This is a genomic window from Nonomuraea fuscirosea (assembly GCF_035917475.1).
Classification (GTDB): Bacteria; Actinomycetota; Actinomycetes; order Streptosporangiales; family Streptosporangiaceae; genus Nonomuraea; species Nonomuraea fuscirosea.
Map to the genome: position 1 here is coordinate 1,816,319 of NZ_CP109074.1, position 22,115 is coordinate 1,838,433.

At 72.9% G+C, this 22,115-nt stretch carries 18 protein-coding genes; 7 read left to right on the forward strand and 11 right to left on the reverse strand.

Annotated features, from left to right (window positions below):
- Positions 1 to 64: 64 nt before the first annotated feature.
- Together OIE67_RS08165 and OIE67_RS08170 are read right to left on the reverse strand one after the other, a co-directional pair.
- Positions 65 to 1,561: a glycerol-3-phosphate dehydrogenase/oxidase gene (locus tag OIE67_RS08165; protein WP_326638203.1), complete on the reverse strand. Its 1,497-nt coding sequence runs from the start codon at positions 1,559 to 1,561 to the stop codon at positions 65 to 67.
- Entirely contained in the window at positions 1,554 to 2,063 is a 510-nt protein-coding gene (locus OIE67_RS08170) for a TetR/AcrR family transcriptional regulator (protein ID WP_106234274.1), read from the reverse strand. The genes OIE67_RS08165 and OIE67_RS08170 overlap by 8 nt, the downstream gene beginning before the upstream one ends.
- Positions 2,064 to 2,094: 31 nt before the next feature.
- Here OIE67_RS08170 and OIE67_RS08175 point away from each other — a divergent pair, with 31 nt between their 5' ends.
- Positions 2,095 to 3,765, forward strand: coding sequence for an FAD-binding oxidoreductase (locus OIE67_RS08175; protein WP_326645255.1), 1,671 nt, complete (start codon positions 2,095 to 2,097; stop codon positions 3,763 to 3,765).
- A gap of 25 nt (positions 3,766 to 3,790) precedes the next feature.
- Here OIE67_RS08175 and OIE67_RS08180 read toward each other — a convergent pair whose 3' ends face one another.
- Positions 3,791 to 4,204, reverse strand: coding sequence for a tetratricopeptide repeat protein (locus tag OIE67_RS08180; protein WP_326638206.1), 414 nt, complete (start codon positions 4,202 to 4,204; stop codon positions 3,791 to 3,793).
- Between the two features lie 423 nt (positions 4,205 to 4,627).
- Between OIE67_RS08180 and OIE67_RS08185 the strand changes: the two genes are divergently transcribed.
- Both OIE67_RS08185 and OIE67_RS08190 read left to right on the forward strand, forming a co-directional pair.
- The gene (locus tag OIE67_RS08185; RefSeq protein WP_326638208.1) at positions 4,628 to 5,839 is read left to right on the forward strand and encodes a metallophosphoesterase family protein; all 1,212 of its coding nucleotides are present in this window, start codon (positions 4,628 to 4,630) and stop codon (positions 5,837 to 5,839) included.
- A gap of 211 nt (positions 5,840 to 6,050) precedes the next feature.
- Positions 6,051 to 7,553, forward strand: a complete 1,503-nt coding sequence (locus OIE67_RS08190) for a bifunctional 3'-5' exonuclease/DNA polymerase (protein ID WP_326645257.1) — start codon at positions 6,051 to 6,053, stop codon at positions 7,551 to 7,553.
- A 128-nt stretch (positions 7,554 to 7,681) separates the two neighbouring features.
- Here OIE67_RS08190 and OIE67_RS08195 read toward each other — a convergent pair whose 3' ends face one another.
- The 8 genes from OIE67_RS08195 to OIE67_RS08230 all read right to left on the reverse strand — a co-directional run bounded on the left by OIE67_RS08195 (position 7,682) and on the right by OIE67_RS08230 (position 17,886).
- A complete protein-coding gene (locus OIE67_RS08195) occupies positions 7,682 to 8,959 on the reverse strand; it encodes an MFS transporter (protein WP_326638210.1) in 1,278 nt (425 codons plus the stop codon).
- Between the two features lie 80 nt (positions 8,960 to 9,039).
- Positions 9,040 to 9,855, reverse strand: a complete 816-nt coding sequence (locus OIE67_RS08200) for an MOSC domain-containing protein (protein WP_326638212.1) — start codon at positions 9,853 to 9,855, stop codon at positions 9,040 to 9,042.
- Entirely contained in the window at positions 9,852 to 11,147 is a 1,296-nt protein-coding gene (locus OIE67_RS08205) for an MFS transporter (RefSeq protein ID WP_326638214.1), read from the reverse strand. Before OIE67_RS08205 ends, OIE67_RS08200 begins: the two co-directional genes overlap by 4 nt.
- 52 nt (positions 11,148 to 11,199) lie before the next feature.
- A complete protein-coding gene (locus OIE67_RS08210) occupies positions 11,200 to 11,772 on the reverse strand; it encodes a TetR/AcrR family transcriptional regulator (protein WP_326638216.1) in 573 nt (190 codons plus the stop codon).
- 41 nt (positions 11,773 to 11,813) lie between these two features.
- On the reverse strand, positions 11,814 to 14,054 hold the full coding sequence (locus tag OIE67_RS08215) for a serine/threonine-protein kinase (protein ID WP_326638218.1): 2,241 nt from the start codon (positions 14,052 to 14,054) through the stop codon (positions 11,814 to 11,816).
- A gap of 255 nt (positions 14,055 to 14,309) precedes the next feature.
- Positions 14,310 to 15,689: a YlbE family protein gene (locus tag OIE67_RS08220; RefSeq protein WP_326638219.1), complete on the reverse strand. Its 1,380-nt coding sequence runs from the start codon at positions 15,687 to 15,689 to the stop codon at positions 14,310 to 14,312.
- Entirely contained in the window at positions 15,686 to 17,035 is a 1,350-nt protein-coding gene (locus tag OIE67_RS08225; protein WP_326638222.1) for an FdrA family protein, read from the reverse strand. Before OIE67_RS08225 ends, OIE67_RS08220 begins: the two co-directional genes overlap by 4 nt.
- On the reverse strand, positions 17,032 to 17,886 hold the full coding sequence (locus OIE67_RS08230) for a DUF2877 domain-containing protein (RefSeq protein WP_245955468.1): 855 nt from the start codon (positions 17,884 to 17,886) through the stop codon (positions 17,032 to 17,034). The genes OIE67_RS08225 and OIE67_RS08230 overlap by 4 nt, the downstream gene beginning before the upstream one ends.
- A 130-nt stretch (positions 17,887 to 18,016) precedes the next feature.
- On the opposite strand from OIE67_RS08230, the gene OIE67_RS08235 reads away from it, so the two are divergent.
- The 4 genes from OIE67_RS08235 to OIE67_RS08250 all read left to right on the forward strand — a co-directional run bounded on the left by OIE67_RS08235 (position 18,017) and on the right by OIE67_RS08250 (position 22,026).
- Positions 18,017 to 19,618 (forward strand): PucR family transcriptional regulator ligand-binding domain-containing protein, encoded by a 1,602-nt coding sequence (locus OIE67_RS08235; protein WP_326638224.1) that lies wholly within the window; start codon positions 18,017 to 18,019, stop codon positions 19,616 to 19,618.
- A gap of 22 nt (positions 19,619 to 19,640) precedes the next feature.
- Entirely contained in the window at positions 19,641 to 19,844 is a 204-nt protein-coding gene (locus OIE67_RS08240; RefSeq protein ID WP_245955547.1) for an RNA-binding S4 domain-containing protein, read from the forward strand.
- Positions 19,845 to 19,989: 145 nt separating this feature from the next.
- Positions 19,990 to 20,640, forward strand: coding sequence for an NYN domain-containing protein (locus OIE67_RS08245; RefSeq protein WP_326638226.1), 651 nt, complete (start codon positions 19,990 to 19,992; stop codon positions 20,638 to 20,640).
- Positions 20,641 to 20,718: 78 nt separating this feature from the next.
- Positions 20,719 to 22,026, forward strand: a complete 1,308-nt coding sequence (locus tag OIE67_RS08250) for a uracil-xanthine permease family protein (RefSeq protein WP_326638228.1) — start codon at positions 20,719 to 20,721, stop codon at positions 22,024 to 22,026.
- The last annotated feature ends 89 nt before the right edge of the window (positions 22,027 to 22,115 follow it).

The following is a 22,115-nucleotide window of genomic DNA, read 5'->3' on the forward strand; positions in this document are numbered from 1 at the left end:
CGCCAACGTGCCTGCCCTCTCCCCGATCCGACTTAGGTAAGACTAACCTAACGGATCGGATGGGTCAGGCGGACGAGATCCGGTCGAGCACGGCCCGTGTCGCGGGCAGGGCACGGTCCCTGTCCCGCCCGACCAGGCCGATCCTGGTCCGCCGGTCCAGCAGGTCGCCCTCGTCGAGCGCCCCCTCGTGCAGCAGGGACCAGAGCAGGTCGCCCTCGGTGAGGCCGAGCCCGACCTCCTCCGGGTGTCTCTTGACGAGCTCGTGCACGGCTCCGGCCTCCGCGCCGTAGCGCTCGGCCAGGCTCGCCGGCACCCCTGACGGCACCGGGCCCGCTCCCACGAGCGGGATCTTTCGGGTGCGGCACCGTCCGGCCCGGAGGTTCCCGTACGAGATCGCTCGATCCACCGCGTCCTCGGCCATGCGCCGATATGTCGTCAGCTTGCCTCCCACGACGGTCACCACGCCGCCGTCCGTGAGCACCGCGTGCCTCCTGGACAGGTCGGCCGTCCTCCCGTCGGCCGCCAGAAGGGGCCTGAGGCCCGCGTAGACGCCCGCGACCGCCTCTCTGGTCACCGGAACCTCAAGAACCCCGTTCAACACCTCCAGAAGCGCTCTGACGTCCTTCTCGGGCGCCTCGGGCACATCGGGGACCGGTCCCTCCACCGGCTCGTCCGTCAGCCCGACGTGGACGCGGCCGTCGCGCTGCGGCAGCACGAGCGCGAACCGGTTGGTCTCGCCGGGGATCGGCAGGTGCATGCCCGCGATCTGCCCCGGCAGCGTGCCGGGTCCGAGCACCAGGTGCGTGCCGCGGGACGGGCGCAGCTCCACCGCCGGGTCGAGCGTGCCCGCCCACACCCCGGTGGCGTTGATCACCACCCTGGCGCGGATCGTGAACTCCTCGCCGGTCAGCTCGTCGCGCACGTCCGCGCCCCCGCCGGTCAGCCGCAGCGCGCGGCACCTGGTCAGCACGCGGGCGCCGTGCCCGGCGGCGGTCCGCGCCAGGGCCACCACGAGGCGGGCGTCGTCGAGCAGCCGCCCGTCCCACGACAGCAGCGCGCCGCGCAGCCCGTCCACGGCCAGCACGGGCGACAGCGTGTGGGCGCGGGCCGCGCTCAGCCGGGACGGGCCCGGCAGGAGGCGGCGGGAGGTGCGCGCGGCGGCCCGCAGCCCGTCGCCGAGCCGGTAGCCGGCCATCACCAGCGCCGCCTGCCTGCGCGACACCGCCCGGGTCAGCGGCAGCAGGTACGGATGCGCCTTCACCAGGTGCGGAGCCGTCCTGCGGAGCAGGATCCCGCGCTCGACCGCGCTCTCGTACGCGACGTCCACCTGCCCCTTGGCCAGATAGCGCAGCCCGCCGTGCGCCATCTTGGAGCTCCACCTGGACGTGCCGAACGCCAGGTCGTGCGCGTCGATCGCCGCTACGCTCAGCCCTCGTGAGGCGGCATCGAGCGCGGCGCCCGCGCCCGTCGCGCCCAGCCCCACCACCAGCACGTCCACCCGTTCGCCGGCCACCCGGCGCAGCTCCAGGGACCTTCTTGCGGCGTTCAGCGAGCTATCCAAGGTAGGCCTCCAGCAGGGCGGCGAGCTCGTCGTCGAGCTCGTCGAGCGTCACGGGGTCGAGCATGGTCGGGGCGGACAGCAGGAACGACTGGGCGACCAGCAGCACCGCCCTGGCCCTGCGCGCGTCGCCGACCACCGGCTCCAGCACCTCCAGCACCGCCTCGTGGGTGGCGCCGCGCCGGTCGAGCAGGTACGGCACGAGCAGTTCAGGGTCCGCCTCCACGATCTTGCGCCACAGCGGGTGACCGCGCAGCCCTCTGACGCCCGACACGACCGCGCGTACCGGGTCGGAGGTGTCCAGCCCCTCCACCACCCGTACCCACTCCCTGGTCATCACGTCGGCCACCAGCGTGCGCACGTCGGGCCAGCGGCGGTAGAGCGTCATCCGCGACACCCCCGCCCTGCGCGCCACGTCCGTGAGCGTCGTCCTGCGCACCCCGTAGGCGAGCACGCAGTCGCGGGCCGCGTCCAGAACCTCGTCGTTGTGACGAATCGACGTCATGTGTCACAGTGTATGCGTGACTGGAGAACCGATGCTGTGGTCCGGCTGGGGCGACCCCGCCCAGGCGCGCGAGCTTCCGGAGAGCGTCCGCGGGCTGCTGCGCGACCTGCTCGGCGTGCGCGCGCCCGCCACGCCCGCCGCCGGCCTGGAGTCGGTGCGGCTCGCGCCGGTCGCCCTGCCCGAGCCGCTGCTCGGCGCGCTCGCCGAGATCGCCGGAGCCGGGCACGTGCGGACCGGGCACGAGGACCGCGTCCGGCACACGCGCGGCAAGTCCACCCCCGACCTGCTGCTCATGCGCGCCGGCGACGGCTCGGCCGCGCCCGACGCGGTCGTGCTGCCCGGCTCGCACGAGGAGGTGGCCGAGCTGCTGCGGCTCTGCTCGCGGGAGCGGATCGCGGTCGTGCCCTTCGGCGGCGGCACCTCGGTCGTCGGCGGGCTCGCCGCCGCGCGTTCCGGCTTCACCGGGGTGATCGCGCTCGACCTCGGCCGGCTCGACCGGCTGCGGTCGGTGGACACCGAGTCGATGGTGGCCGAGTTCGAGCCGGGAGTGCGGGCTCCCGACGCCGAGCGGCTGCTGGCCGGGCACGGGCTGACCCTCGGTCACTTCCCCCAGTCGTACGAGTACGCCACGCTCGGCGGCTTCGCCGCGGCCCGCTCCAGCGGCCAGGCCTCCGCCGGCTACGGGCGCTTCGACGACATGGTCGTCGGCCTCACCCTGGCCACCCCGTCGGGCACCCTCGACCTCGGCCGGGCGCCCAAGTCGGCGGCCGGGCCCGACCTGCGCCAGCTCGTGCTCGGCTCGGAGGGCGCCTTCGGGGTCATCACGTCGCTGCGGCTGCGCGTGCGGCGGTCGCCGGCCGAGCGCCGCTACGAGGGCTGGCGGTTCCCGTCCTTCACGGCCGGCTCCGCCGCCGTGCGGGCGCTCGCCCAGGAGGGGCCGCTGCCGGCGGTGCTCCGGCTCTCGGACGAGACCGAGACCCTGATCGGCCTGGCCAAGCCCGACTCGATCGGCTCAGGCGGCTCCGGCGCCTCGGGCGGCTCCGGCCCTTCGGAGGGCTCGGGCGGCTCGGGTGGGTCGGATGATCCCGGCGGTCCGGGTGGATCGGGTGGATCGGGCGGTTCCGGGTGTCTGCTGATCGCCGGGTATGAAGGGGCAGCGATCGGGCAGCGGCACGCCGCCGCCTCGGCCGTGCTGGCGCGGATGGGCGGGGAGCCGCTCGGGCCCGAGCCTGGGCGGGCGTGGGAGCACGGCCGCTTCTCCGCGCCGTACCTGCGCGACTCCCTGCTCGCGGCCGGAGCCACCGTGGAGACGCTGGAGACGGCCGGGTTCTGGGCGAACCTGCCCCGGCTCTACGACGCGGTCAGGCTCGCGCTGCTCGGCGCGCTGGATCCGGCGCACCCGCCGCTCGTCATGTGCCACATCTCGCACGTGTACGAGACCGGCGCCTCGCTGTACTTCACCGTCGTCACCCCGCAGGGCTCCGACCCCGTCGCGCAGTGGGAGCGGGCCAAGACGGCGGTGAACGCGGCCATCGTCGAGGCGGGCGGCACCATCACCCACCACCACGGGGTGGGCCGCGACCACCGCGACGCGTACGGCGCCGAGATCGGTCCGCTCGGCGCGGCGGTCCTGCGCGCGGTCAAGGCCGAGCTCGACCCGGCCGGCATCCTCAACCCCGGCGCCCTCATCCCCCCGCCGTAGTTCTCCACCAGGTCTCCTGGGCGGTTCAGTCGGTCCTGGGGACCTGTTCGGCCTCGGCCATGGTGGCGGCGGCCTCGCTGTAGCGGTGCAGGGCCTCAAGCGCCGTGGCCAGGCAGACCAGCGAGAGCACCAGGGGGCCGCCGCCGATCGGGCGGGCGACGGCCACCGCCTCCTGCGCGAGCGGCAGCGCCTCGGTCGCCCGGCCCCACCGCAGTTGCAGCTTGGCGGTCGTGCGCAGGCAGCGGGCGAGCAGTTCGGTGTACTCGCCGGGGGACTTCCTGGCCAGCGCCCTGCTCCTCGCGATCGCCTGGCTCGCGCTGTCCAGGGCGGTGCTGCCGCTCCAGCGCGGCCGGGTCTGGGCGAAGGCGAGCAGGCCGACGATGGCGTCCATTTCCGAAGTGCCCTTCCGGGTCGCGTCGTCCGGGCCGTTACGCGTCATGGGAGCCTCCCTGGGCGGTCCCAACCGCTTGCTTGGGGGGTGAGGCTACACCATTGCGCACCTTGTGTGTTCCTTACGGTACGGAGCGTTCAGGATGCGCGAATGGTAGATCACCGTAAAGATGTGGTCATGGTGGAAGTTGCGGCCGAACGCGGAAAGCAGTCGTCGTCCCGGATCTCCGAGGAGGGGGCCGGCTGGGCCTGTGCGCAGACGGGGACGTTCGCGCAGCTCAGACCGGATCGCCGTGGTTTCTCCTGGCTCAATTTAGGGACGCTCTGGCGCTCGCGCAACGAGATCCTCGCGGGATTGTTCGGTGATCCTTCCGGACAGGTCCGGGCGCGCTGGGTGGAGGCGCAGGAAGCGCGGGGGATTGACCAGGAATTTCGCATCAAGCCGCCGGTAGGGGGAGATTTCACTTTCCTGTTGCTGGGCGATACGGGTGAGGGAGACGCGTCGCAGTACTCCGTTGTTCCGGGCCTGCTGAAAATAGGGGAAAAGACGTCCTTCGCGGTCATCGCCAGCGACGTGATCTATCCGACGGGATCGGGCAACGAATACGGCGACAAGTTCTTCCGCCCGTACCAGGACTATGACGCCCCGATCTACGCCATCCCCGGCAACCACGACTGGTACGACGGCCTCGGCGGCTTCATGCGCGTCTTCTGCGACGCGCCGCCGCTGAAGCCGAAGCCGGACCGGGGGCTGCGCGGCGTGCTGTGGCGCAAGCCGGAGACGATCGACGAGGCCGCGCTGGCCGAGGCGCGCAAGCTGCGGGGCAAGACGTCGCAGCAGGCGGGCCCGCCGGCGGCGCAGCCGGGGCCGTACTGGGCGATCGAGAGCGACAGCCTGCTGATCGTGGGCGTCGACACCGGCATCCGCAACGAGATCGACCGGGCCCAGACCGAGTGGCTGCGCCGCGTCTCCCGCGACCCGAGGCCGAAGATCCTCGTCACCGGCAAGCCGATCTACACCGGCAACGTGTACAAGCCGTCGCGGCTGGAGGGCGGCGGGACGATCGACGACATCGTGCGCGACCCGGCGCACCGGTACGTCGCGGCCATCGGCGGCGACGTGCACAACTACCAGCGCTATCCGGTCAGGCTGGACGACGGCAGGATGATCCAGTACGTCGTGACCGGAGGCGGCGGCGCGTTCATGCACGCCACCCACATCATCGACCGGGTCGACGTGGCCGGCGTCCACGAGGACGACTTCAGGTGCTACCCGCTGCGCGGCGACTCCCTGTCCTTCTACAGCCAGCTCTACGCCAAGCGGCTGCGGATGAGATGGCTCTACCTGACGCCGTCCGAGGCGGCCTGCATCATGTCGGAGCGCATCAGGAACGAGCCGGTCAGGACCATGGCAGGGCCCGTGCGGATCACCCGGCGGATGCGGTGGGCGGCCCGGCTGCTGGGGGCCTGGCCGTGGCCGCTGCGGCTGCCGGTGGACAAGGTGTTCCACCGGTTCCTGTCCGAGCTGTCCGACTGGGACACGCCGCCGTTCTTCAAGCAGTTCCTGCACGTCACGGTCACCTCCGACGCGCTCACCCTGCGCTGCTTCGGGGCCACGGGGTGCCTGGCGCAGGAGCTGGAGCCGCCGCTGGAGGACGAAGTGCGCATCCCGCTGACCGTCTGACGGCCACCTGGCGGCCGTTCTGTCGGAGGCGTTTGGCACTCTTGACCTCGTGTACGTCGTGGTCGCGGGGGAGAGGCTGCTGCCGGTCGGGGAGACGCCGGGTCCTCCCGCGGCCGGTCCCGCCGGTGGCCGGGCCGGCGTTCCCGACGGTGATTCCGCGGGTGGCCGGGCCGGTGATCTCGCCGAGGTGCCCGCCGGCGGTCCGGATGGGATGGCCGGGGTCGTGCGGGAGGTCGAGGCGGCGCGGGGGCCCCGGTGGGTGTGGGCCGACACGCGCGAGGCGTACCCGCCGCTGCTGGAGCGCGGTGTGCGGGTGGCGCGCTGCCACGACCTCGCGCTCACCGAGGGGCTGCTGCTGGCCTTCGAGGGCCGCTACGGCGAGCCCCGCTCGGCCAGGGCCGCCCACGCCAGGCTGCACGGCCTGCCCGTGCCGGACGATCAGCCGGACGCGCCCGGCACGCTGTTCGCGCCCGAGCCGCTCGGCGCGGAGGCGGTCGCCGAGGTGCTGGCCGACCAGCTCGGGCGGATCGCCGCGCTGCCCGAGCCGGGCAGGTTCCGGCTGCTGGTGGCGGCCGAGTCGGCGGGCGCGCTGGTGGCGGCCGAGATGTCGCAGGCGGGCATGCCCTGGCGCCGTGACGTGCACGACGCGCTGCTGACCGAGCTGCTCGGGCCGCGTCCCGTCCACGGCATGCGCCCGGCCAAGCTGCAGGCGCTGGCCGACGAGGTGGCGGCGGCGTTCGGTCATCCGGTCAACCCCGACTCGGTGCAGCAGCTGGTCAAGGCGTTCAAGGGCGCGGGGGTGGCGCTGAAGACGACCCGGTCGTGGGAGCTGAAGCGGATCGACCATCCGGCGGTCGCGCCGCTGCTCGCCTACAAGGAGCTGGCCCGGCTGTTCAGCGCGCACGGGTGGGCGTGGGCCGACCAGTGGGTGCGCGGCGGGCGGTTCAGGCCCGAATACGTGGTGGGCGGGGTCGTGTCCGGGCGGTGGGCCACCAGCGGGGGAGGGGCGCTGCAGATCCCCAAGGTGATGCGGCGCGTGGTGATGGCCGACGACGGATGGGTGCTGGTCGTCGCCGACGCGGCGCAGCTGGAGCCCAGGGTGCTCGCCGCGATGGCCGGCGACGGGGGGCTGGCCAGGGCGGCCGGGGAGATCGACCTCTACTCCGCGCTGGCGCAGGCGTTCGGGGGCGAGCGCGACCACGCCAAGATCGCGATGCTGTCCGCCATGTACGGCGGCACCAGTGGCGACGCCGCCAAACTGCTGGCCGTGATGCGCCAGCGCTTCCCGAAGGCCTACCAGTTCGTCGAGGACGCGGCCAAGGCTGGGGAGGAGGGCCGGATCGTCCGCTCCTGGCTGGGCCGCACCAGCCCGCCGCCGTCGGCGAAATGGAAGGAGCTGGTGTCCGGGCCCGAGGGTGCGCGCGCGGCCAGGGACCGGGGCCGCTTCACCCGCAACTTCGTGGTGCAGGGCACGGCGGCGGAGTGGGCGCTGGCGCTGCTGGCGGTGCTGCGCGGGCGGCTGCCCGAGCCGGCCCGGCTGGTGTTCTTCCAGCACGACGAGGTGATGGTGCACTGCCCGGCGGAGCAGGCGGGGGAGGTGATGGCGGCGGTGACAGAGTCGGCCGCCGAGGCGAGCCGGCTGCTGTTCGGGCAGACGCCGGTACGGTTCCCGATGGAGGCGGTCGCGGTCTCCTCCTACGCCGACGCCAAGTGACCCCTGGCAGCTGACCCGGACGCGGACCGGCCGCTCCGCCCAGAGCCGATGCCGGGCGCGCGGGGCCGGCGGTCGAGGGTGGCGCGCCAAGGGCCGGGGGCTGGGTCGGGGGTGGGGCGGCGGCTGGGTCAGGGGTGGTCGGGGGTGGGGTGGCGGCGGACGGCGACGAGCCACAGGCCGGCGGCGGCGACCATGATGCCCACGACCAGACCGAGCATGCCGTAGCCCAGCATGCCGACGATGGCCCCGGCGACGATCGTCCCGGTGGCGCCGCAGACGTTCATGATCAGGTCCGACAGGCCCTGGACGGCGGGGCGGCCCTCCAGCGGGACCGACTCCGAGACGAGCGCGGAGCCGGCCACCAGGCCGCAGGACCAGCCCAGGCCGAGCAGCACGAGGGCCGCCGTGACCTGCCACACCCGGTGCCCAGCCGTGCCGGCGAGGGCGGCGGCGCTCAGCAGCAGCGCCATGCCGAGCACCAGCACCGGCACCTTGCCCGCCTTGTCGGCCAGCCAGCCCACGACGGGCGACAGCACGTACATGCCGGCGATGTGCAGGCTGATCACGAGGCCGATGACGTCCAGGTTCGAGCCGTCGTGGTGCAGTTTGACCGGAGTCATCGACATGACGGAGACCATCGCCGTGTGGCTGACCGCGATCATGACCAGGGCGCGGCGGGCCATCGGGGTCGTGCGCAGGGTGAGCCACGCGGTCCTGATCGTCCGGTTGCGTCCGGGGCCGGGGTCTTTGCTGCCGTTCACCTCGCGAGCCAGCGTGAGCGGGTCGGGGCGGAGGAAACCGATGACGACGATCAGCGCCAGCGCGAAGGCGAGCGCCGCGAACGCGAACGGCCCCGCCTTCTCCACCAGCCCGAGCCGCATGCCGATCTGGTCGGCGGGCTTGGCCAGGTTCGGGCCGGCCACGGAGCCGATCGTGGAGGCCCAGACGACCAGCGACAGGTGCCGGGCCGCGCGGCCCTTGGGCGACAGGTCCGTGGCGGAGTAGCGGGACGCCAGGCTGGCCGCGCTGCCGCCGCCCACCAGGACCAGCCCGGCCAGCAGCAGCGGCCAGGAGCGCAGGCTGATCGCCAGCACCGAGATGGCGCATCCGGCCAGGGCCGCCAGGTACGCCAGCGACAGCCCGGCCCGGCGCCCGCCCTGGCCCGACGCCTTGGCCGTGGGCAGGGCCAGCAGCGCCGCGCCGAGCACGGTGGCGGTGCCGGCGAAGCCGCTGATCACCGTCGAGCCGGACAGTTCGTCGACGACGACCGAGCTGAGCGCGAGACCGACGGCCACCCCCACCCCGCCCACGATCTGAGCTGCGGAGAGCACCACCAGGGTGCGGCGCTGGACGCGGGAGATCCGGTCAGAGGGGGAGACCGCGGGCTTCGTGGGGGCACTCGTCACCCGTGAAGTCTCGCATAACCCCTAACTTCGCCCCAAAAAGGACGGTGAATAAATTTTGATCGGGAAAGCGGCATTTTTCATTAGAAAACGGTGACGGGGTCACCTGTGGCGAGCCGTCCGGGTTCGTCCGGGATCAGGTTGATGCCGAACCACACCTTCCCGTCCCATTTGCGAAACCGGGCCAGCGTCCTGATGGGCTCGGGGCCCTTCGTGTACGTGTCCGGGTCGACCGTGGTCAGCACGCAGCGGTCGCACCGCTTGCTCACCCGGAACTCCACCTCGCCGATGCGCAGCCGCTTCCACTCGTCCTCGGCGAACGGCTCCGCCACCCCGTCGATCACCACGTTCGGCCGGAACCTGCGCATGGGCAGCGGCGCGGGCGGCTCCTCGCCGCGTTCCAGGGCCGTCTCCGCGATCCAGTCGTCGAGCCGGGCGAGCGAGGCGGCCGAGGTGAGCAGCAGCGGGTAGCCGTCGGCCAGGCTCACCCGGTCGCCGGGGCGGCCGTGGGCGGGATCGACCGGGCGCCGCGCCGGGTCGTCCAGCCACTTGAGCCGGACCGGCCGCCCCACCAGCGCGCTCAGCCACTCCGCCGCCGCGTCGCCGCAGTCGGTCAGCTCGACCGGGGTGCCCCACACGGTGACCGTGGAGCGCCACCCGGCGGGCGAGACCGGCAGCGGCGGCGCGTGCGGCCCCGTCAGGGTGAGCGCGCCGCCGTCGAGCCGGGCGACGCAGGCCAGCAGGCGCGGCTCCACACGGGCGGTGAGCACCTCGCCGTCCGCGCCGGTGACCAGGTAGCGGCGGTCGCCCGCCAGGCCCCACGGCTCCACCTCGGCCGCGGTGACCTCGTGTCCCGCCGTGGACTTGACGGGATAGAAGGAGATGCTCGCCAGCCTCATACGGCCGACCGTACCGGACTCGTGCTCGCGGTTTCCGGCATGACCGGAACCCGGCGGTGCAGGGCCGCGGCGAGCACCACGGCGGCCAGGGCCACCACCCCGATCGCCGCGCCGATCCAGGCGACCGAGGCGTAGCCGAGGCCCGCCCCGATGGCCAGGCCGCCCAGCCAGGGGCCCACGGTGATGCCGACGTTGAAGGCGGAGACGTTCACCGCCGCGGCCAGCGTGGGCGCGTTCCTGGCCAGGGCGAACGGGCGGGCGTTCAGCGCGGGGTTGGTGCCGAAGCCGAACGCGCCGAGCAGGAAGATCAGCGGGATGGCGAGCAGCGCCGTGGTCGCGGAGGCGGCCAGGGCGGCCGAGGTCAGGATGACGCCGGTGACGCCGGCGTACAGGAGGGGGAAGGGGCGCGCGTCGGCGATCCTGCCGCCGATGGTGATGCCGATCAGCGAGCCCACGCCGTAGAGGGCGAGGACGGCGGGCACCCAGGCGGCGTCCAGGCCGGTGGTGCCGATCAGCAGGGCGCTCAGGTAGCTGAAGGAGGCCAGGAGCGCGGCCGTGGTCAGGGCGGTGGTCGCGTACGCCAGCCAGAGCGCGGGCCGGGCCAGCGCGCGCAACTCGGCGACGACTCCGGAGGCCGGGCCCGAGGAGACGTCGGTAGCGGAGTCGGACGCCTGGTTGTCAGTGGGGTCGGAAACCGTGCCGGAAGCCGTGTTCGAGGCCGGGGCCGGGGTCGTGGCCCGCTGCGGGCGGCCGCCAGGGATGGTGACGAAGACGCCGATTCCGGCCAGTGCCGACATCGCGGCGACCGTCCAGAAGGCCGCCCGCCAGCCGAGGTGCTGGCCGATCATCGTCCCGGCGGACAGGCCGAGCACGGTCGCCACCGTCAGCCCGCCGGCCAGCACGCTCATCGCCTTGGCCCGGGCGTTGACGGGCACCAGGCCGATCGCGGTGCTCGCCGCCACGGCCCAGAAGCCCGCGTACACGAAGGCTCCCGCCACGCGGGTGGCGAACAGCACGCCGTAGCTCGACGTCAGCGCGGCGACGACGTGGGTCAGCACGAAGATCGCGGTGAACGCCAGCAGCACCGTACGGCGTGGCCAGCGCGAGGTGACGATGGCCAGCACCGGCGCGCCCACCAGCATCCCCATCGCGAACGCCGAGATCAGCAGGCCCGCCTCCGGCACGGAGACGCCCAGATCGGCGGACATCACCGGGATCAGCCCGGCCAGCATCAGCTCGGACGTGCCCTGGGCGAAGATGGAGAGCCCCAGGATGTAGACCGCCAACGGCATGGCGACCTCCTCAATTTTAGATTGATCAGTACAAAACAAGGGCAGCAAAAGATCAGATCGCGTCCAGCGCGACTTTCGCGATCGACTCGAGCGCGGCCCGGCTCGTCCCGCCCCTGGCGGCCACCCCCAGGCCGTTGATCGTGGCGGTGACGAAGTGGGCCAGGGCCAGCGGGTCCTTGTCCGCGCCGATCTCGCCGCGCAGCCGGGCGGTCTCGAGGGCGGACCTGATGACCTGGACCCGCAGGTCGGTGTCGCGGCGCAGCAGCTCTGCGACGCCCTGGTCGTGCGGGGCCAGCTCGACCAGCGTGTTGATCACCAGGCAGCCGGCCGGATCGGCGGGTTCGGGGTCGACCGACCACCACAGCAGCGTCCTGATCTTCTCCTTGACCGGCCCCTCGCCCGTCATCAGCTCGGTGAACTGCGCGTTGCGCCAGGCCGTGTAGTGCAGCAGCGCCTTCTCGAACAGATCGTGCTTGCTGACGAAGGTGTTGTAGATGCTGCTGCGCCCGAGGCCGGTCGCGGCGCACAGGTCCTGTGTCGAGGTGGCCTCGTAGCCCGCGTCCCAGAACGCGCGCATGGCCGCCTCGACCGCCCGCGTCTCCTCGAACTTCCTCGGTCGTGCCACGAGAGGCACGCTACCCGTTTTGGAATGGTCAGTGCAATATGTCAGGCCTGCCGGAACGTGTTCAGGAACACCTCGCGGGTGCCGGCCTGGTCGTCCCATTTGAGCTCGGGCAGATCGAACGTGATCTTGAACGCGGCCTTCTTGTCGATCGAGACGTACCTGGTCAAAGCGTGCATGGGGACGCCGTTGGGGGTGGTGTAGGTGTACTCCCAGTCGGCGGCCTGCCAGTCGCGGTAGTCCACGCTCTGCAGCTGCACCTGGATGTAGCTCTCCAGCCCGCCGTCCGCCTCCTGCCGGCCCAGCGCGGTCAGCCCGCCGTCGGACTGCGGGGTGGCCCGCTCCACGACGATCCGCATCCCGGAGTCCTTCGGCCCGCTGAAGGTGGACCTGTCGCCGTCGTCACCCGGCTTCCAGCTCGCGGGCGCGGCGGCGGCGAAACCCGCGCCCGTGCGCATCGTGTAACCCTCGGGCGCGCTGGACGGCCCGTCGTCCGCCTTCAGCGGCGAGACGCCCGGCGTGGCGGCTCCCGTGGCGACGGCGGTCGCCGCGGTGGGCGGCGTCCCCGGCGATCCGCCGGTCAGGATGATCAGCACGGCGCCCGTCACGACGGTCAGCGCCAGCAGGGAGCTGATGATCGTCAGGGGCGTGGGCCGGCCGTCGCGGACCCAGGGGCCGTCGTCCTCCTCGCTCCTGCGCCGGCTCTTGCCCGCGCGGGGAGTGGCGCTGGGCAGCGTGGTCAGGCGGTCGCGGCCGATGTCGCGCGACAGGCCGCGCGACTGCTCGCGCAGGTCGTCGGGCGAGGCCAGCGGCCAGGGGGTGGCGGCGGAGGCACGGCTGTCGGTGGTCAGCGGCAGGATCGGCTGGGGACGCGGCCAGGCCGGGCTGTCCAGGTCGTCGTCCGGGTGCCGGCCCGTCCTGGGGCCGGGAGGAGCGCCGAAGGGCATCCCGGCCGGGCCCGAACTGCTCGCGAGCGAGTCGTACGGGCCGGAGGAACCGGCCAGGGAGTCGTAGGGACCGGAGGAGCCGGGCCGGGAGTTGTACGGGCCCGAACCGCTCGCCAGGGAGTCGTACGGGCCCGAACTGCTCGCGAGCGAGTCGTACGGGCCGGAGGAACCGGCCAGGGAGTCGTAGGGGCCGGAGGAGCCGCCCCGGGAGTCGTACCCGCCCGAATTGCTCGCGAGCGAGTCGTACGGACCCGAGGAGCTCGCCAGGGAGTCGTACGTGCCGGGACGCGGGCCGGAAGGGGCGCCGGGCATACGCGGCAACTGCGGCAGCTGGTCGGTGCGGTGGCCGGCCGACGGGCTCGTCAGACCGTCGTAGGGCGGCATCGAGTAGCCGCCGGACGGGTTGCCCTGCGGGTCGTACGGCACCCGTACCGGACCTGAGGGCGTCTCCACGATCCGTGAGGGCATCGGCCCCGACGGGGTGTCCAGCGGCGGCAGCAGCCCCGCGGGCGTGGGGTCGGACTGGCTGGGCAGCGCCTCGGGCGTGCGCGGGCGGGGCGCGCCGTGCGCGCGCAGCACCGCCTCCAGCATCTCGATGACCTGGGTCGAGGTCAGCCGCCGCGCCGGATCCTTGAGCAGCAGCCCCTCGATCACCGGCAGCAGCGAGCCGGCCCGCTGCGGCGTGATCGGGTCCTGGGTGAGCACGGAGCCGAGCACCGCGACCGGGTCGGGCCCCTCGTACGGCGGGCGGCCCTCTACCGCGGCGTACAGGGTGGCGCCGAACGACCACAGGTCGGCCGCCTGCGTGATCGGCTGGCCGGACAGTCGCTCCGGCGGGATGTACGCGGGGGAGCCCATGAGCAGCCCGGTCTGCGTGATCGTGACGTCGCCCTCGATGGCCGCGATGCCGAAGTCGGTCAGCACCACCCGGTCCGAGGTGAGCAGCACGTTGCCCGGCTTGATGTCGCGGTGCAGGATCCCGGCGGCGTGCGCGTGCCGCACCGCGTCGAGCACCCGGATGCCGATCTCGGCGGCCTGGATCACCGGCAGCGGCCCGCTCTGGCGCACGGCCTGCTCCAGGGACCAGGCCCGGACCAGCTCCATCACGATCCAGGGGCGGCCGTCCTCCTCGACGACGTCGTGCACGGTCACGATGCCGGGATGCGTCAGCCGCGCGGCCGACCTGGCCTCGCGCAGCATGCGCCGGTGGGCGACCTGCTTGCCGGCGTGGTCGAGGCCGTAGGGGAGGATCAGCTCCTTGACCGCGACGTCCCGGTCGAGCAGCACGTCATGCGCGTGCCACACCATGCCCATGCCGCCCCTGCCGACGGGCGACATCAGTCGGTAGCGCCTGCCGATCAGGCGTCCCTGGCTCTGTGAAGCGCCCCCCGTGGCACCTTCCTCTGAGCCGGGCCCGCTGAGCAAGCGGTCGGCTGCCATGTTCCGCCCCCATCTCGCCTCATCCGTCACGTGCGTTTCCACGCTACTTGCAGATTATGAGGATCGTTACGATATCGGCGGCGAATGCGCAAGGGAAGGTGATGTTGCCTTACATAAGTTCCGACGTGGGGATATGTCGGAATTCAAAATGGATCACTTAATCGCCTCGGCGAGAGCGCGCAGCGCGCCGGTGAACGCCTCGACCGGCGGCTCGACCAGCCCCGCCCCCACCTGCCCCGTTCCGGCGACCCGGCCCGCGATCCCGGTGTTGACCACCGGCAGCAGGCCCGTCCGCACCACGAGCGTGACGTCGATGCCGACCGGCGTGCCGCGGAAACCGAGGCCGGGGATCTGGAAGGCCGGATGCTCGGCCAGCGTGATCTCGTACATCGAGCGGGTGGCCCGCACCGCGTCCGCCACCTCGCCGCCGACGAACCGCACGATCGCCGGCGACGCCGCCATCACGAACCCGCCCACCCCCGACGTCTCCGTGATCGTGGAGTCGCCGATGTCGGGGTTGGCGTCGGCGGGGCCGTACGAGCCGAGGTAGAGCCCGTCGGGCACGCCCGCGGGGCCGGTGAACCAGCGCCCGCCCAGTCCTGAGACCTGGATGCCGAAGTCGGTGCCGTTCCGCGCCATCGCGACGACCAGGGACGAGCCGGGGACGTCGCGGGCCGCGTCCGTGGCCGCCTTGGCGGCGGCCATGCCCGCGTTGAGGAAGAAGTGGTCGTTGCCGTGGATGAAGCGCAGCACCGCCGCCGCGTCGGAGGGGGCGGCCTCGACCACGGCGGGAGCCAGCTCGCGCAGCAGCAGCGAGGTGGCGGCGCGGTTGCGGTTGTGCAGCTCGTCGCCCATCTGCAGCGCCTGTGCCATCAGCCAGCGCAGGTCGATCGGGCCCGTACGCTCCAGCGCGCCCGCCAGGGCCGGGCCGAGCACCCCGTCCATCCAGCGCAGCCGCTCCAGCACCTCGGGCCCGTACGCGCCGTAGCGCAGCACCTTGCCCAGGCCCTCGTTCAGGGAGCAGTACGCGGTGCCGCCGTGCTCGTCGTCGCGTACCTCGAACAGCCACATGGACGGGCTCACCACGCCCGCCATCGGACCGACGGTCGCCTGCTCGTGGCACGGGCGGAGCGCGACCGCGCCCGCCGCGAGCCGGTCGGCGGCGTCGTGCTCGTCGGCCGCCAGGTCCTCCAGCAGCATCGCGCCGATCAGCGCGCCGCGCATCGGGCCCGAGGCGCGCTCCCAGGTGATCGGCGGGCCCGCGTGCAGGAACACGCCGGGCCCGAGCACCTCGGACGCCCGCCGCACGCCCACCAGGTGCGGCCGGGCGGACACCAGCCGGGCCACGGCCCGCTCGTTCGCCTCGTGCCGGCGCGGGTCGGCCAGCACTCTGGCCAGGTCCTCGGCGGTGCCGGGCAGCGGCGGCCGCCAGGCGACCGGCGTCGTCGGCACGGCCTGCGCCCGCAGCGCCTCGTCCAGCAGCCCCGCGCCGACGGTGATCACCCGGGGCGGTGCGTCGAGCAAAGAGGTCACAGGAGGCTCCTGGCGTGGCGGGCGGCCTGGGCGTTGGACAGGAAGACGGCCGCGCCCGCCTCGCGGAAGGCCCCCGCCTGGCGGTGCAGATCCTGCGGGTCGCCCTCGGTGCCGATCAGGGCGACCACGACGGTGGCGGGGCTGCGCGCGATCGGATGGGCGAGCGAGGCGGCCGGATCGGGGTCGGCGCCGTGCCCCAGGACGACGTCCATGAGCACCACGTCCGTCTCCGCGGCCCGCCCCAGCGCCTCCACGCGCAGCGCCGGATCGATCATCGGATGCGCCCTGCCCCTGGTGTAGGCGTCGTCACCGAAGTCGGTGAACTCCCCGGCGCCGGCCACCGCGGCGGCCTCCACGCTCAGGGTGCCGCCCGCGTACAGGCCCTTGATCCGTTCCGGCGTGGCCCGGCCGCCGCGCCACGCGGGCCAGGACGGCCACTCGGGGACGGACCTGCCGAGAGCCCGCAGCGCCTGCTCGGCCGCCTCCGTCAGATCGGGCGCGCCCGGCCCGAGCAGGGCCCGCACCACGGGCGTGCGCAGCGGCAGCGCCTCGATGGCCCGCGCCACCTCGGGGGCCGGCGGCTTGGAGATCAGCACGATCAGCTCGGTGCCCGGGTCGTCGTCCAGCATGCGCAGCGCCCGCCGCGCCGACAGCCCGCCCACCTCGGCCGACAGGTCCCTGCCGCCCACGCCGAGCACGTGGCTCACGCCGGTGTCGGCCCGGTCGAGCAGGCACGTCACCTGCTGCGCGCCGGTGCCGGACGCGGCGACCACGCCGACGGGGCCGGGCGTCAGCACGTTCGCGAAGCCCAGGCCCGCGCCCGCGATGACCGCGGTGCCGCAGTCGGGGCCCATGACCAGGACGTCCCGCGCCTCGGCCCGCTCCTTGAGCAGGCGCTCCCGCTCGACGGTGACGCCGTCGCTGAAGATCATCACGTTGAGTCCGGCCTCGACGGCGTCCAGGGCCTCGAAGAAGGCGTACTCGCCCGGGGTCGAGACCAGGACGAGATCGGCGGGACCGCGCGCGGCGGCCGAGCGGGTGGTCAGCGGCGGCTGCTCGCCGGAGAACTCCTCCGGCCTGGGCGCCGCGGTCAGCTGCCGGTCGGCCTCCTCGACCGCCGCGTCCGTGTCACGTGCCCGTACGGCGATCACGAGGTCGCCCGGGTCGGTCTCCGGCACGCCGAAGCCCATCTCCCGCAGGATCGACACGTTGAGCTCGGTCGCCATGGCGACCATGGCCGCGTGCACGCCGGGCAGCTCCGACAGCGCCCGGCTGACCCGCATCAGCGTCACCGAGTCGTGGTAGGTCCCTCTCCGTACGAGCACCGCCTGGGGCAGACCCTTCATCGGGCCCCGCTCAGCGAGCGGACGGCCCGTACCCCGATCGCGACACCCTGGGCCAGGTCGGCGCCCGAGGTGTGGCCGAGCCGGTGCAGCCGGCGCAGGGCCGGTTCGAGCGCCTGCCTGCCCGCGATGCCGCGCAGCACCGCGATCACCTCGGGGCTGGCCTCGCCCCTGGCCGCGCAGTGCAGCAGCGTGGCGGACAACGGCGTCGTCCGCGTCCGCGCGTCGAACGTGACGGTCGCCGCCAGCCAGCCGGCCAGCCACTGCGGCCGCTCCGCCCGCGCCGCCCGGCCCAGGTGCCGCAGCGTCACCAGCAGCCCCGCCAGCACGTCGTCACCGCTCGGCGTCAGCCCGGGGCCCAGCCCCACCAGCCGCTCCGCCGCCGTCACCGCACCCAGCAGCCAGCCCCTGGCGCAGCTGTCGGCCAGTTGCTCCACGGCTTCGTCGCCGGCCAGCCCGGCCCCCGGCGGATCGGCCAGAGCGGCCTCCGCCTCCGCCAGGCGGGCCGGATCGAGCCGTCCCAGCGGCGGCGCGGGATCCCACCATCGCCGTACGCTCAGGCTCAGCGGCCCCAGATCGATCGTCCGGTCGCCCACCGTCGCCTCGTCACCCACCGTGAGCTGGGGCAGCGGCGTGGACAGCAGCACCGAGTTGGGCAGCCGGGTGGCGTCGCCGGTGATGACGGCGATCACGGACGGCTCCAGATCGGTCCTGACCTCCAGGTACACGCCCGCGGGGAACGCGGCCAGCACCCGGGCCGGGCGTCGCTGGGACTCCAGGACGGGGCGCACCGCCGTACTGGCCGCGCCGGACACGTGAGCGCGGGTACGCCGAGCATGAGTACTGACGGTCACCAGACCTCCCAACCGACCTTGGTCCTGACCGTAGAACGGCCGGTGAACCCTCCGTACGGGTAAATTTGCCAACAGTCAGCGGGAAGGTTGGCTCTTCCTGACAGACCGCTTCTGGGTTCACAATTTCCTCATGGAGCCCCCCGTCCGTCTCGCCAGCACCGGCACGATCATCCACGGCGTGTCCGTCGGTGAGGTGCTCGGCGTGTCCACCCTCGCCGACGCCCGGCTGATCGCGGGGGAGAGCGGGCTGGGCCGCATCGTGCAGCGGCTCAACGTCATGGAAGTGCCCGACATCCTGGCCTGGGTCAAACCGCACGAGCTGCTGCTCACCACCGGCTATCCGCTGCGCAACACGCCCCAGTCGCTCGGGCGGCTGGTGGCCGACCTGGACGAGCGCGGCCTGGCCGCGCTGGCGATCAAACTCGGCCGGTACGTGGACGAGCTGCCCGGCGAGATGGTCGAGCAGGCGGACCGGCTCGGCTTCCCCCTCATCCTGCTGCCGAACGACGTCGGCTTCGACGACATCCTCAACCAGGTGCTGACCGACATCCTCAACCGCCAGGCCGCCGTGCTGGCCAGGGCGGAAGAGGCCCACCGGGCGCTGGTGCAGGTGGTGCTGGCCGGAGGCGGGCTGAACGAGGTCGCCGCCGAGGTGGCCCAGCTGCTCGACGTGTCGGTGGCGGCCGTGGACGGCTCGGGCGGCGTGCTGGCCACCGCCGGCGCCGCCGAGCACGTGAAGGTGCTGCGCGAGTCGATCTCCCGCGAGGGCCCGCCGCTCTCGCCGGCCACCGGCCGCGTGCGCTCGTTCGCCTCCGTGCCCGTCCTGGCCGGCGGCCACCACCACGGCAGGATCGTCGCCTACAGCCCGTCGGGGGCGATCGGCAACGCCGACGTCGGCATCCTGGAACGTGCCGCCACCGTCGCCGCGCTCGTCGTCACCCGGCAGGAGGCGGTCAACGCCGTCGAGAGCAAGTACCGGGCCGACTTCCTGCGCGACGTGCTCACCGGCCGGGCCGGCACCGCCGAGCGGATCACGGCCAGGGCCAGGGCGTTCGGCTGGGACCTGGCGCGGACGGTGACCGTCCTGGTGGCCGAGCTGGACCCGGACGGCGACGAGCGCAGCGCCCAGGACCGGCTGGTGGCCTGCTGGACGGCCGCGATCAGGCGGCACGACCCGCGCGGCGCGGTGGCCGGGTTCTCCCACGAGGTGGTGGCCGTGGTGGACGCCGCGCTCGACGCCGCCAGGGTGGCCAAGGACGCCGCCTCGGCCTTCGCCGACGTGCCGCCCGCCACCTTCTCCACCGGCACCTCCCGGCCCAGCCCCGGGGCGGCGACGCTGCCGGAGGCGTACTCGCAGGCGCTCAAGGCGGCCAGGGTCGGCCGGCAGCTGCACGGGCCCGGGGCGGTGGCCCACTTCGACCAGCTCGGCGTGTACCGGTTGCTGTCGCTGGTCAACGACACCGACGAACTGCACGCGTTCGTCCGGGAGACGCTCGGGCCGCTGGCCTCCGACGACGACGCTGAGAACGCCGACCTGCGGCGCACCCTCCAGGTGCTGCTGGAGACCAATCTGAACGTGGCGGAGACGGCGCGGCGGCTGCACTTCCACTACAACACGCTGCGTTACCGGATCGGGAAGCTGGAACGCCTGCTCGGCAACTTCACCGACGACCCCCACCTGCGGCTCAACCTGACCCTGGCCCTGCACGTGCTGCGCATGCGAGGCATCTAGCCTGCCCCTAGGCTTGGACGTCGTGGACTTCGAACTGCGCTCTGACTACATCCCGCTGTGCGACCTGCTGAAGTACTGCGGGATCACGGAGACCGGCGGCATGGCCAAGCACCTCATCGCCGAGGGGATGGTCTCGGTGGACGGCGAGATCGAGCTGCGCAAGCGGGCCAAGATCCGATCGGGGCAGGTCGTGAGCGGGGAGGGCTTCTCGATCCGGGTGGAGTGAGCGCGGCGGACATCTACGAAAAGTCACCACGTCATTACGCGTTGTTTACTAGCATCGGGCCCGCCGGAAAAAGAAACGGCCCCCTGACGGGGGCCGTAGTACCCGGGATCGTAGCCCCGGGCGGGTGACTTCATGTTAGGGCGTGGTGGCAGTGCGCGACAAGTCGAATCTTGAAATCAAGCGGGTAGGTGTCTATGTCGACGGGTTTAACCTGTATCACGGCCTGCGGGAGCTAGGCAGGCGGCGCCTCCTGTGGCTGGACCTCCGCTCCATGATCACGCGTGTCCTGCGGCCCCACCAGAGGCTCGAAACTCTCAACTACTTCACCGCCGCGATTCGCAACGACCCGCCGGCCATCGCGCGGCAGGAGGTATACCTGGCCGCACTGGAGAGCGTCGGTGTGACAGTTGTCCTGGGCAGATTCCAGGAGCAGCAGGTGCGCTGCCGCGCGTGTGGCCACACGCGGCTGGTCTACGCGGAGAAGCAGTCCGATGTGGCGATCGGCACGACGATGGTGGCGGACGTGGCGTGCGGCAAGGTCGATGTGGTCATGCTCGTGTCGGCCGATTCCGACCTCTGCGCCGCCGTGCGCACCATCAGGAGGATCGACTCGGAGCGCGCGACGAAGACAAGGGTGATCACGGTGTTCCCGCCTCGCCGCCGATCCGACAGCTTGCGCGTCGTCAGTGACGCCTGGTTCCCGCTGGGCGACGCCGTGATCCGCCAGTCGCAACTGCCCGCCATTGTGCGCGGCGCCGGTGGGCACGTTTACCGACGCCCGGCGTACTGGAACTGAAGCTCACCCTCTATTGTGCTCTCCGACACAAGTCGGGGAGACGAATCCGCTGGTCAGGCGGGAGATCGAGGTGCGGGCGTGGCGTTCGGGTGGAAGGTGCACGGCGATGGGAAGCGCCTGACGCCGGGTGAGGTGGTCAAGCCGGACGAGCGGCTGAGCTGGCCCAGGATGGTCGGGATCGGGGCGCAGCACGTCATCGCCATGTTCGGCGCGACCTTCGTGTTCCCGCTCGTCATGGGGCTCGACGCCAACCTGGCCGTGATGATGTCCGGCGTGGCGACGATCCTGTTCCTGCTGATCGTGAAGGGCCGGATCCCGAGCTACGTGGGGTCGAGCGCGTCCTTCGTCGGGGCCGTGGTGGCGATCAGGGCGGCCGGGGGCGGCGACGCGACCGTCACCGGGGCGCTGCTGGTCGTGGGCGTCGTGCTGGCCGGGTGCGGGTACGCGATCCACCGGCTGGGCGTGGGCGTGATCCACCGGGTCTTCCCGCCGATCGTCACCGGCGGCGTGGTGATGCTGATCGGGTTCGGGATGGCGTACGTGGCGGCGGACGTCTACTGGCCCAAGGACCCGTGGGTGGCGCTGCTGACGATGGCGGCCACGTTCGTGTTCGTCGGGGTGTTCCGCGGGTTCCTGGGCCGGATCGGGGTGCTGCTCGGGCTCGTGTTCGGGTTCCTGCTGTCGTGGGGATGGGACCTCGTCGGCGGGCGGATCCTGGCGCCGGACGACAGCGGGCGGGTCACCGAGCACTTCCGGGTGAACCTGGACGCCGTGGCGCAGGCCGACTGGATCGGGCTGCCGTCGCTGCACGGGCCGGTGTTCGAGGTGTCGGCGATCGTGCTGGTGCTGCCCGTGGTGATCGCGCTGATCGCCGAGAACGTGGGGCACGTCAAGGCCGTGGGGGAGATGACCGGGGCCGACGTGGACGCCTACATGGGGCGGGCGGTGCTGGCCGACGGCGTCGGCACGGTCGTGGCCACGTCCGTCGGCGGGCCGGCCACCACGACGTACGCCGAGAACATCGGGGTCATGGCGGCCACCCGGGTGTACTCGACCGCCGCTTACTACATCGCGGCCGTCATCGCGATCCTGTTCGGGCTCTGCCCCAAATTCGGGGCGCTCGTCGCGGCCACGCCCGGCGGCGTGCTGGGCGGGGTGACGACCATCCTGTACGGCATGATCGGCCTGCTCGGCGCCAAGATCTGGATCGAGAACCGGGTGAACCTGTCGGACCCGGTCAACCTGGTGCCCGTCGGGGCCGGGATCATCTGCGCCATCGGGCCCGTCGCGTTGCCGATCACCGGCACGTTCGCGCTGAGCGGGATCGCGCTGGGCACCATCGTGCTGCTGGCCGGCTACCACCTGCTGCGCGTCACCCGCCGATAGCCCCCCGGACGCGGGCCCGGTCGATCCCGCGCGAGCCCTTCACACGCCGCCACTTTTCATGTGCGCGAGGTTCACCCTGGTCTGCCGGT